Origin of the sequence: Duganella guangzhouensis (assembly GCF_009674535.1) — a bacterium.
Classification (GTDB): domain Bacteria; phylum Pseudomonadota; class Gammaproteobacteria; order Burkholderiales; family Burkholderiaceae_D; genus Rugamonas; species Rugamonas guangzhouensis.
The window spans coordinates 12,438-24,042 of the sequence record NZ_WKJK01000016.1; the positions used below are offsets into that span (position 1 = coordinate 12,438).

The window sequence follows — 11,605 nt, forward strand, 5'->3', positions numbered from 1 at the left end:
GTCAGGCCGGCGCGTAGATGGCTTCCATCACCGCGCTGGCCAGTTCGCCCAGCTTGCGGTGGTCATAACTGCTGTTGTTGAACACCACCACGCTGTAGCCATCGGCCAGCACGCGGCGTGACACCAGCCGGAAGCCGCCATTCGAGCCATCTTCCCAGGCCGCCTCGCGCGCTTGGCCGGCGATGGTTTCGACTTGCGTGCGGCCGCCCAGCGCATAGTGCTGGTCCGGCATCACCACCCGCATCAGCGTGGCGCGCGAGGCCGGACTGAGGATGTCGCCCGCCAGCACGCCGTCCATCAAGCGCAGCATGTCGGGCGCGCTGCTGTAGTAGCCGCCCGCCATGGCCAGGAAATCCGGCATCGGACTCAGTTTGCGCTCGATGGCCGGCGCCACGCCCGCATACGCCAGCGCCGCGCCAGCAACGGCGGGAGTGAACTCGCCGTGGAAGATGCCGCTGTCGCGCAGTGCCAGCGGCTGCACCAGCCATTGCTGCACGCAGTCGCGGTAAGCCTGTCCGCTGACGCGCTCCACGATCGCCTTCACCACCAGCCAGTTCGAATGCGAGTAGTCGAAGGTACTGCCAGGCTCGAAGCGCAGATCGCCGCTGGCGTAGCGCCGCACCGCGTCCATCTGCTCCAGTTCCACTGAGCGTATCTGTGGATCGGCCTTGCGGGCGGCGATGATGTCGTTGGGGATGCCGCTGGAATGACTCATCAAATCGCGCAGCGTCAGGCGCGCGCCGGTGTCGGCCCGATACTCCGGCACATAGCGCGTGATCGGCGCCTGCAGCGACAAGCGTCCCTGGTCGGCCAGCTTCAGCACCACCATCGCCGCGATCCACTTCGACACCGAGCCGGTTTCAAAGCGCGTGTTCAGCGTCATGCGAGTGCCGGCCTGCGGATCGGCCCAGCCCACCGCCTTGCTGAACCAGATATCGCCACCGCGTCCGGCGACGATGGTGCCGTTAAAGTCCGGATACGCGTCCAGCGCCGGCATCAGCCGGCCGAAAGCCGCCGCGCCGGCCACGCCCATACATTGACGACGACTCACCATCTTCCCTCCAGGATGAATAAATATGCCCGCGCTTGGTGAATTTCGCAATTGCGGGACGATTGCGAGAATTGCAGAATAAGCAGCAATCATAAAATAAATCCGGAGACCCGCATCCATGGCACACACCACCCGCGCCGCAAGCCTGTTTGTCCTCACCGCGCTGGCTTCAGCCGCGCACGCCGACATCGTCACCGTCAAATCGCCCGATGGCCGCAACGCGGTCAGCATCGACAGCGACAAGCTGACCTGGTCGCTGAGCCGCGACGGCAAGCGCATACTCGAACCATCGCCACTCGGTCTGAATCTGGACATCGGCGCCATCGGCCCCGGCGCCAAGCTGGCCGGCCACGCCGAGACCAGCGTGCGCGACACCTACGACATCGTGGTCGGCAAGGCGCGCAGCGCGCCGGATCACTACAACCAGTCCGACCTGTCCTTCAACGGCAAACCGCAATTCCATCTGCTGGTGCGCGCCTACGACCACGGCGTCGCCGTGCGCTACGTGGTGCCGGAGCAGGCCGGCCTCAAATCGTTCAAGGTGATGAACGAGGCCACGCAGTTCAATTTCGCGCGCGACTACGAGTGCTGGGGCGCCAACATGGGCCGCTTCGACACCAGCTTCGAGGCTGAATACGATCAGGTGCGCGCGTCCAAAATCCGCAACTTCCACAACTACATGGCGCCGCTGGTGTGCAAGACCGGCACCGGCGGCACCACCTTCGCCATCGCCGAATCGGACGTCAAGGATTATCCCGGCTTTTACCTGTCCGGTCGCGGCGACGCCGGCCTGGGCGTGATGGTGACGCTACCGCCGCGCTTCGACAACAACCGCGACTATCGCTTCCGCAAAACCGTCTCCGCCAGCGTGCAGCTGAACGGCCAAGGCTTCCGCACGCCGTGGCGGGTGGTGATGCTGGGCGACGCGCCGGGCGACCTGGCCGCCTCCTCGCTGATCCCAACGCTGGCGGCGCCGTCGCAAATCCAGGACACCAGCTGGATCAAGCCGGCCAAGACTTCGTGGGACTGGTGGAACGACTGGGCGGTGAACGTGCCCAACGCCGGCGTCAACACCGCCACCTACAAAGCCTTCATCGACTTCTCGAAGGAGATGAAGCTGGACGATATTCTGATCGATGAAGGCTGGTCGGTCGGCAGCGACATCGAGCCGAACCCGCAGGCCGACGTCACCCGCGCCAAGCCGGAAATGGACATGCCGGCACTGATGCAATACGCGCAGTCGCAAGGCGTGGGCGTGTGGCTGTGGGTGCAGTGGCAGCAGCTGGACAACCAGATGGACGCCGCCTTCAAGCAGTATGCCGCCTGGGGCATCAAAGGCGTCAAGGTGGACTTCATGAACCGTAACGATCAGGAGATGGTCGACTGGTATCACAAGGTGTTGAGCAAGGCCGCGCAGTACCATCTGATGGTCGATCTGCACGGCGCCTATCCGCCAAATGGCTTGAACCGCACCTGGCCCAACTACATCACGCAGGAAGGCGTGCTCGGTGCCGAGAACAACAAGTGGAGCGCGCGCATCACCGCGACCCACAACGTCACGCTGCCGTTCACGCGCATGATCCTGGGGCCGATGGATTACACGCCGGGCGGCTTCCACAACGCCACACCATCCAGCTTCATATCGCGCAACCACGAGCCACAGGTGATGACCACACGCGGCCAGGCGATCGCCATGTACGTGGTGTATGACAGCCCGTTCCAGATGGTGTCCGACAGCCCGTCTGCCTACAAGAACGCCGACGGCAGCTGGGCCGATGGCGCGCAATTCATCCAGACCGTGCCAACGTCATGGGATGAAACCCGCATCCTCGCCGGCGACATCGGAGAGTACATCGTCTCGGCGCGGCGCAAGGGCGACACCTGGTATATCGGTGCCATGACCAACGAATCCGGCCGCACGCTGAAAGTGCCGCTGTCCTTCCTCGACAAGGGCAGCTACAGCGCGCAACTGCTGCAGGACGGCGCCGACGCCAACCATCTCGCCGCCAGCGGCAGCACCGTCAGCGCCGGGCAAACCCTGACACTCACGTTGGCGCCATCCGGCGGCGCGGTGGCGGTACTCAAGGCCACTCCTCGCTAACCGCCTCCAGCGTCCAACCATCGGCGCCCACCTGCAGGCGATGGCTCAATTGCAGCGCCTGCAGGAACACTTCGTCATGCGACACCACCAGAAACGCGCCCCGATACTGGCGCAACATGGCTTCCAGCGCTTGCAGCGTTGGCAGGTCAAGGTGGTTGCTCGGCTCATCCAGCAACAGCAATTGTGCCGCTGGCGCCGCATACAAGGCACAGGCCAGCGCCACTTTCAGGCGCTCGCCGCCACTCAGCGTGCCGACTGGCGCCGCCGCCAGTTGCGCGTCCATGCCCATTTGCGCGAGATGGGTGCGCAGCGCGGCTTCGCCAGCCTCGCGGTTAACCGCCAGCAGATGCGCCACGGCGGACCGCTGCGGCTCCAGCTGCGCCAGTTGCTGATCGAGATAAGCCGTACGCGCACGTACCTCGCAATGACCTGAGCGCGGCGCCAGTTGGCCGGCTAATAACTTGAGCAGAGTCGATTTGCCGCTGCCGTTGGCGCCGGTGACGCCGATGCGCTGCTGGCCGCTGATGGTCAGCGACAGCGCGTCCGGCACGCCATAAGGCAGCACCACGCTATCCAGCTGCGCCATGCGCTGACGCGCAACCTGCTCCCCGGCCATGGCGTGCATGGCGATGGCGCCAGTCGGCACGATGTGCCGCGCGGCCTCGCGCACCTGACGCGACAGACGTTCCTGCTGTACCGCGTGCTGCTGCCGCAGCTTGCCAGCGCTGGCCTGCGCGCGGTTCTTCTGGCCGCCCAGCAGAATGTTGGCCTGATTGGCATCGCGCCCCTCACTGGCGCCATGGGCCTGGCGGCGCTGCTGCCGCTCCTGCTGCTCGCGCATGGCCTGCGTCTCGCGCTTGCGTTCCAGCTTGCGCTGCTCCAGCAAGCGCTGCGCGCTGTCGGTTTCGGCGCGCTTGCAGTCGGCGTAGAAGGCATAATCGCCTCCATAGCTGCGCAGGCCCAGCGGCGACAGCTCGACGATGCGCTCCATCTGCGCCAATAACGCGCGATCGTGGCTAATCACCAGCAGCCCGTTCGGCCAGCGCCGCAACTGTGCCAACAGGGCCGTCCGGTTGGCGTGGTCAAGATGGTTGCTGGGTTCATCGAGGATCAGAAAATCGGCATCGGACAACCAGGCGCCGGCCAGCGCCACGCGCATGGCCTCGCCGCCGCTCAACGTCGCGGCCGCCGTGTCGGGCTGCAGATGCGGCAGGCCGCAGCGATCCAGTTCGGCCTTCAGACGCTCGCGCAAGTCCCAGCGCTCCGCCAGCAGATCGAAGTCGGCCGGATCGGCGCTGCCGTGCTCGATGCGCCGCAAGGCCGCCAGCGCCGGCTGCACGCCGGCCAGCTCGGCCACCGTGGCGGCCGGCGCGATCTGCTGCGCCAGGTAATACACCGTACCGCCACGCAGGCAGTGGCCGGCGGATGGCGCCAAGGCGCCGGCCAGCAGCCGTGCCAGCACGCTCTTGCCCGCGCCGTTGGCGCCCACCAGCGCGGTGCGGCGCTGGTCGAAGACTTCGTTCAGATCATGAAAGAGGATGCGGCCATCGGCCAGCGTGAAGCAGACGCCTTGCAGCGTCAGACAGGTATTCGTCATGGGGATTCCAAATGATGTGTGAAAACCGTCCCCGGTGGGGACACGCGGTCAGCAAGACTGCGGCATCATTTGCGCATCGGACGAATACCTCATGAGTGGTGAACGTCGACTATAACACACAGGGTCACGACGGCAACCCGCTGGCGCGCAATCGGCGTATAGTGGGGCCTGCCGCCTGGCCGGCCCAACCTGGTGTACAGGCTGGACGGTGCAAGGAGTCCTTATGTCTATCGAGAAAAGAGTCGACCTCCAGGCCGCGCAAGTCATCAATGCCGCGATCCAGATCGATACCCAGTGGGGATGCATCCGTGCCTGGCATTATCTGGCCGGCCGGCAGGTGAAGCCGGCCACGGCGGTCAGGGTCTTGTCCAAGGACGGTCCCCGCCGCTGCGGCGATGCGCTGCACCCGGCCGTGCGCGATGCACGGGCAAAGCAAGCGGAACATGGCATGACGCAGCGGGCCGCCGTCGACACGCCCAAACCGGCGCCGCGCAGCAATCAGTCGGCGGCTGTGGCGGTCGAGCGCGCCATCGCGCTATCGAGCAGCGCCGATCGTCATTATGCTGAAAGCCTGCTGCGCATGTACGGCTTGAATACCGCCACCGTGATGCGCGTGCTGTTCGAGCCGCACCGGCGCCGGCGCGCGCCTGAAAACGGCTAAGGCGTGCTCAGGCCGGCGTCGCCAGATAGCGCTGCGTGAAGCTGTCCGCATCCAGCGCGCGGCTATAGTGAAAGCCTTGGCCCTGCGCGCAGCCGGCGTCCTGCAGGAAGGCGGCCTCGGCAGCTGTTTCGACGCCTTCGGCCACCGTCAGCACCCCTAGATTCTCGGCCAGCGTCAGCACCGCGTGCAGCAGGGTCTGGCGGCGCGGCGCGGCGTCATCGATGTGGTGCACGAAACTGCGATCCAGCTTGAGCAAATCGATGGGCAGCTCGGCCAGGTAGCTGAGGCTGGAATAACCGGTGCCAAAATCGTCGATCGCCAGTGACAGGCCGCTCATGCTCAAGCGCCGCAGCGTCTCGGCCGCCCCCGGCAAGTCCTGCATCAGCGCCGACTCGGTCAATTCCAGTTGCAAGCGCTGTGGCGCCAGCCCGGCGGCCGCCACTTGCTGTTGCAGGAAGGCGGCAAAGTCGGCCTGCATCACCTCTAGTGCCGACACATTGATGGCGATCGCGCAGTGGGCATAACCGGCGCGCTCCCATTGCACGGCTTGCGCCACCGCCTGCTGCTGCACCCAGCGTCCCAGCGGCACGATCAGCCCCGACGCCTCGGCGCTGCGGATGATGCGCTCCGGCTCCACCCAGCCCCACTCGGCATGATGCCAGCGCAACAGCGCCTCGCAGCCACACAGGGCGCCATCGCGCAGACGGAATTTGGGCTGGTAGTGCAGCATCAGTTGACGCTCGTCCAGCGCGCGCCGCAAGCCGTCGTCGATCTGCCGTCCCTCAACCACGCGCTCCATCAAGCGGCGGCTGAAAAACTTCCAGGTGTTGCGGCCGCTGCTCTTGGCACTGCGCAGCGCCGCGTCGGCATGCTGCAGCAGCAATTCGCCACGCTCGCCATGCTGCGGATACAGCGCAATGCCGATGCTGCATCCGATCGACAGCAGATTGTCCTCCACCTTGCACGGTCGCGCCAGGGCAGCCAGGATGCGGGCGGCGGCCTGGGCGACCTCGTTCCGGTTGGTGCCCGGCGCCATCAGTATCAGGAATTCGTCGCCGCCCTGACGGCTGATCAGGTCGATGCTGCGAAAGCAGCCGCGCAGGCGCGCCGTCACCGCCACCAGCAGCGCATCGCCGGCGGCATGGCCATGCACATCGTTGACCGCCTTGAATTTGTCGAGATCCAGATACATGACCGCCAGCGGCACCTGGCGCTGCCGGGCCTCGACCAGGATCTGTTCCAGATGCAGCTCGGCGGCAAAGCGGTTCGGCAGGCCGGTCAAATAATCATGCCAGGCCAGGTGATCGACCTGGGCCTGCAACTGCCGTGTCTCGCTGCTGTCATAAAAGGTCATCACCACCCCGCTGACGGCGCCGCTGTTGTCGCGGATCGGCGCGGTGGCGTCGCTGATCGTCATGTCGGCGCGCTGGCCTTGTTCGAGGATGCTGGCGGTGGGCAGCCGCACGATGCCGCCGGTGGCCAGCACCCGCAGCACCGGATGTTCCAGCGCGGCATGGGTGCCGGAGTCGCGCAAGGCCATCAGCTCATTGATGGCGCGTCCGCGCAGCGTCGCCAGCGAGCCGCCCAGCAGGCGCACCGCCGCCGGGTTGGCATATTCGATACGGCCGCGGGCGTCCGTGGTCAACAGTCCATCGGCCATGGCGTCGATCACCTCGCGCCCCGGCGCGGCGCGGTTGACGGCGCGTCGCTGGCGCATCGCGGTCACCGCCATCCGCAACAAGGGCAGCAGCAACTCGCGGCCGATCACGGCCACCTTGATGAAGGCCAGCGCGCCGCGCCGCAACGCGCGCCGCGCCTCGGCCAGGCGTTCCTGATCGGCCAGGATCACCACCGGCAGGTGGCGATAGTGCACCGACAGCGCGCGCCACACCTCGGCCGGGCCGGTGCCCTCCACATGCTGATTCAGCAGCACCAGGTCGGGCAACGGCAGCCGTGGCGGCAGCCGCAGCTCGGCCAGCGTGTCGGCAAAGCTCAGCACGGTACGGGTGGCGTCATCCGCCGCCGGACCGAGTAGCCGCTCCAGCTGAGCTCGCTCGACAGGATCGGACGTGACGATCAACAGCCTCATGTCCATCATCGTCCCCTTCGTCGCCGCAGATCAGCGGCCATCGGTCCACAGTACCATATCCGGGGTTCGCGCATACGGCCGGTCGTACCGAATCGGTGCTCCGCAATGGCACGGTAACGATGCCGTGGGCAATATCGGCTACACTGTCGCTCATCTCTTTTTGCGTCGCCTGCCATGCCCGAGAAGAATCTGCCCGAGCTCATCACCCTCAAACGTCTGATTGATGAAGGCGGACGGCATCTTGAAGTGGCGACGCCCCACACGGTACAGATGGATGGCCGCAGCTTCCCGGTCTACGCCATCGCCCTCGGCAACCCCAGCCCGGACGTGCCGGCGCTGGGCTTCTTCGGCGGCATCCACGGGCTGGAGCGGATCGGCACCCAGGTGGTGCTGTCCTTCCTCGAAAGCCTGCTAGCGCGGCTGCGCTGGGACAGCACGCTGCACCAGCAACTGGAGTCGATGCGGCTGGTGTTCATGCCGCTGGTGAATCCAGGCGGCATGTGGCAGGCCACGCGCTGCAATCCGCAGGGTGTCGACTTGATGCGCAATGCGCCGCTGAGCGCCATCGAGCGCGTGCCCTTCATGCTGGGCGGCCAGCGCTACAGCCATCACCTGCCGTGGTATCGCGGCGCCGCCGGCGCGCCGATGGAACCGGAAAGCCAGGCCGTGTGCGAGCTGGTCGAGCGCGAACTGCTGACGCGCCAGTTCAGCATGGCGCTGGACTGCCATTCCGGCTTTGGCCTGCGCGACCGCATCTGGTTCCCGCACGCCCATACCACCACCCCGATTCCGCACCTGGCCGACATCGGCGCGCTGGAACAATTATTCAGCCAGGCCTACCCCAACCACAACTACGTGTTCGAACCGCAAAGCCGTCAGTACCGTACCCACGGCGACCTGTGGGACTACCTGTATTTGAACGGCACCAGCTACAGCCCGCGCGTGTTCCTGCCGCTGACGCTGGAGATGGGCTCGTGGCTGTGGGTGAAAAAGAACCCGCGCCAGATCTTCGACCGCATCGCCATCTTCAACCCGACCGCGCGCCACCGCCTGCAGCGGGTGCTGCGGCGCCACCTGATCCTGTTCGACTTCCTGATGCGCGCCGCCAGCAGCCACGGACGCTGGACGCCGGAAGGCATGGCCCGCACCTTCCACCACCGGCGCGCGCTGACGCAGTGGTATTACCGATGAGCAGCTGGATCCTGCTGCGTGGCCTGATCCGCGAGCAGCGCCACTGGGGCCGCTTCCCGGGCGAGCTGGCGCAGGCGCTGCCGGGCGCCGTCATCGTCACGCCCGACCTGCCGGGCAATGGCCAGCTACATGCGCAGCGCAGCCCGACCACGGTGGTGGCGATGGTGGAATACTGCCGCGCCGAACTGCGCGCGCGCGGCGTGCCGGCGCCGTACTCGCTGCTGGCGCTATCGCTGGGCGGCATGGTGGCGGTGGAATGGGCCAGCCGCTATCCACAGGAAATCGCGCGCTGCGTGCTGGTCAACACCAGCATGCGGCCGTACAGCCGCTTCCACCAGCGGCTGCGCTGGCAGAATTACTCGGCCATCCTCAAGCAACTGTGGCAAGGCGGCGTGGAAAACCAGGAACGGCTGATCCTGCGCCTGACCAGTCGCGCTGGCGACCAGGCACAGCGCGAAGGCGTGTTGACCCGCTGGCTGACGTTCCAGCGCGAATACCCGGTCACCCGCGCCAACGCGCTGCGCCAGCTGTGGGCCGCGGCGCGCTTCCGCGCCCCAGCCACGCGGCCAACGATGCCGCTGCTGGTGCTGAGCAGCGCCGGCGACCAATTGGTCGATCCACGCTGCTCGGCCAGCCTGGCCAGCGCCTGGCAAGCCGCGCACATGGTGCACCCCGGCGCCGGCCACGACCTGCCGCTGGACGCCGGCGACTGGGTGGCGCAGGCGGTGGCGCAATGGCTGGCGCAAGACAAAGCGCGGTAAAATAGCGCCCCTATGCAAAACTCTGCCGCCATCCTGGAGTGCCGGCCCAACTGCGGCGCCTGCTGCACGGCCCCCTCCATCACCAGTCCCATCCCCGGCATGCCGAATGGCAAGCCGGCTGGGGTTCGGTGTATTCAGCTAGCCGACGACAATCGATGTGGCGTCTTTGGCAAGCCAGAGAGGCCGGCCTTCTGCGCCGGGTTGCAGCCGTCCGAAGAAATGTGCGGGACCAGCCGGGAACAAGCAATCCACTGGCTGGATGAGCTGGAACGGGCTACCGCGCCAGCTTAAAGAAACGCCCATGCGTTCTGGCGCTATCCGTTCAACCGCAAGCCAGGCATGCTACTATAGCAACATTCCGTCTTTGAAAAGCTTCGTGTGAACGCCAGCTCTACCACCTACGAGCGCGACTATTGGTTTTGCCAGCTCATGGGCTGGGGGGTACTGGGCCTGCTCAGCATTCTGTCCTCCTCTTTAGGTGACTGGCACAGTGCGCTACGCATGAGCGCGGCAAAGCTAATCTGTACCCTGGCAGGGCTGGGACTATCCCATCTATGGCGCCGGCAGTTGCAGCGGCGCGGCTGGCTGGAGCAGCCTAAGCGCCTGCCACTCGCGGCCATCGCGTCGGGCGTGGCCATCATGACGCTGCTGCAAACCGGGGTGCTGCTCTGCGTCGATCTGATTTTCAATCACGCGGCGATCTTCGACGATGGCCGCGCCGCCATCGCCATCAATCTTGTGCTGGTATTGCTGCTGTGGTTCGTGGTGTTCGCCATCTGGACCTTGTGCTACGCCGTGGCCCTGACGCGCCGCCGCGCCAACCGCTTCGCACTGGAAAAGCTGCAACTGGGCGTCAGCGTCAAGGATGCCGAACTGCGCGCGCTGCAAGCGCAGATCAATCCCCATTTCTTTTTCAATAGCCTGAACAGCATACGCGCCTTGGCGTATCAGGATGCCGACGCCTGTGCGCGTGCCATCAACTCGCTTGCCAGCATGATGCGGCACACTCTGCAAACCCATCATACTGCCCTGGTGCCACTGGCCGACGAACTACAAGCGGTACAGGCTTATCTGGCGATGGAGCAATTACGCTTTGCCGAGCGGCTGGTCTTTAGCGCTCACATCAAGGACGATGTGGGCCAGGTGCGCCTGCCGCCGCTGGTGCTGCAGACCTTGGTGGAGAATGCCATCCGCCATGGCGTCGAACGCAGCAAAGCCCCATGCCAGATCAGCGTGGAGGCGCGGCGCCGCGATGGCGCCGTGGAAATCTGTGTCGCCAATCAGGGCCAGCTAGCCGAGCACAGCCAATCAACCCGGCTGGGGCTGGCCAATGCGCGGCAACGACTGCTGCTGCAATGCGGCCCGGCGGCGCGCTGTACCCTGACGGCCGACGCCGGCTGGGTCTATGCCACCATCGTATTGCCTGAGGAGGCGGGATGCTAAAAGTCGTGCTGATTGATGATGAACGCCTGGCGCGGGACGAATTACGGCGCCTGCTCAGCCGTAGCCGCGTCAACTGTCACATCGTGGCGGAGGCGGCCAGCATCGAGCAAGGCCTGGAAGCCGTCGCCAACCATCCGGCAGATCTGATCCTGCTCGACATCCAGCTGCCGGATGGCACCGGCTTCGATCTGCTGGCGGCGCTGGATCGCGTCCCGCCGGTCATCTTCACCAGCGCCTACGATCACTATGCACTGCGTGCATTTGCCGTCAATGCACTGGATTATCTGCTCAAACCGATCGAACCGGAACGGCTGGAACAGGCGTTGCAAAAGGTGACACCAGCAGCGCCGGCGTCAAGCGGCGAGCCGACCGCCGCGCAGGAAAAAATCTTCCTGCAGGAGGGCGAGCGTTGCTGGTTCGTTGCGCTGGACCAGATCACGCTGTTTGAATCAGAGGGCAATTACACCCGGGTCTACTTCGAACAGCACAGGCCACTGATGTTGCGCTCCTTGAGTCAGCTCGAAGCACGGCTCCATCCCAGCCAGTTCATCCGCATCAACCGCAGCCAGATTGTCAACCTGCGCAGCGTTTCACAGATCACCACAGCCCCGACGGGTGGCCTGACCTTGGTACTGCACAACCAGATGCGGCTACAGATGTCGCGCCGCCGCAGCAGCGCGTTCAAACAGGAGCATCAGCTCTAGCCCGGAT

The 11,605-nt window shown here is 65.5% G+C and carries 10 protein-coding genes; 7 read left to right on the forward strand and 3 right to left on the reverse strand.

Annotated features, from left to right (window positions below):
* Position 1: 1 nt before the first annotated feature.
* Entirely contained in the window at positions 2-1,054 is a 1,053-nt protein-coding gene (locus GJ699_RS25230) for a serine hydrolase domain-containing protein (protein ID WP_154381563.1), read from the reverse strand.
* 115 nt (positions 1,055-1,169) lie between these two features.
* On the opposite strand from GJ699_RS25230, the gene GJ699_RS25235 reads away from it, so the two are divergent.
* Positions 1,170-3,152, forward strand: coding sequence for a glycoside hydrolase family 97 protein (locus GJ699_RS25235; protein ID WP_154381565.1), 1,983 nt, complete (start codon positions 1,170-1,172; stop codon positions 3,150-3,152).
* Here GJ699_RS25235 and GJ699_RS25240 read toward each other — a convergent pair.
* Positions 3,133-4,749 carry an ATP-binding cassette domain-containing protein gene (locus GJ699_RS25240; RefSeq protein WP_154381567.1) on the reverse strand — a complete coding sequence of 539 codons (1,617 nt, stop codon included), beginning with the start codon at positions 4,747-4,749 and terminating at the stop codon, positions 3,133-3,135. The two genes, GJ699_RS25235 and GJ699_RS25240, sit on opposite strands and share 20 nt — an antisense overlap.
* Positions 4,750-4,972: 223 nt before the next feature.
* Here GJ699_RS25240 and GJ699_RS25245 point away from each other — a divergent pair, with 223 nt between their 5' ends.
* Positions 4,973-5,410, forward strand: a complete 438-nt coding sequence (locus GJ699_RS25245) for a hypothetical protein (RefSeq protein WP_154381569.1) — start codon at positions 4,973-4,975, stop codon at positions 5,408-5,410.
* A 7-nt stretch (positions 5,411-5,417) separates the two neighbouring features.
* Here GJ699_RS25245 and GJ699_RS25250 read toward each other — a convergent pair whose 3' ends face one another.
* Entirely contained in the window at positions 5,418-7,499 is a 2,082-nt protein-coding gene (locus GJ699_RS25250; protein WP_154381571.1) for a putative bifunctional diguanylate cyclase/phosphodiesterase, read from the reverse strand.
* A 174-nt stretch (positions 7,500-7,673) separates the two neighbouring features.
* Here GJ699_RS25250 and GJ699_RS25255 point away from each other — a divergent pair, with 174 nt between their 5' ends.
* From GJ699_RS25255 to GJ699_RS25275, 5 genes are all read left to right on the forward strand, one after another.
* The gene (locus tag GJ699_RS25255) at positions 7,674-8,690 is read left to right on the forward strand and encodes a M14 family zinc carboxypeptidase (RefSeq protein WP_154381573.1); all 1,017 of its coding nucleotides are present in this window, start codon (positions 7,674-7,676) and stop codon (positions 8,688-8,690) included.
* A complete protein-coding gene (locus GJ699_RS25260; protein WP_154381575.1) occupies positions 8,687-9,451 on the forward strand; it encodes an alpha/beta fold hydrolase in 765 nt (254 codons plus the stop codon). Before GJ699_RS25255 ends, GJ699_RS25260 begins: the two co-directional genes overlap by 4 nt.
* Positions 9,452-9,463: 12 nt before the next feature.
* Positions 9,464-9,742 carry a YkgJ family cysteine cluster protein gene (locus GJ699_RS25265; RefSeq protein WP_229262293.1) on the forward strand — a complete coding sequence of 93 codons (279 nt, stop codon included), beginning with the start codon at positions 9,464-9,466 and terminating at the stop codon, positions 9,740-9,742.
* 87 nt (positions 9,743-9,829) lie between these two features.
* Positions 9,830-10,894 (forward strand): sensor histidine kinase, encoded by a 1,065-nt coding sequence (locus tag GJ699_RS25270; protein WP_371867668.1) that lies wholly within the window; start codon positions 9,830-9,832, stop codon positions 10,892-10,894.
* On the forward strand, positions 10,888-11,598 hold the full coding sequence (locus tag GJ699_RS25275) for a LytR/AlgR family response regulator transcription factor (protein ID WP_154381577.1): 711 nt from the start codon (positions 10,888-10,890) through the stop codon (positions 11,596-11,598). The genes GJ699_RS25270 and GJ699_RS25275 overlap by 7 nt, the downstream gene beginning before the upstream one ends.
* Positions 11,599-11,605 lie beyond the last annotated feature (7 nt).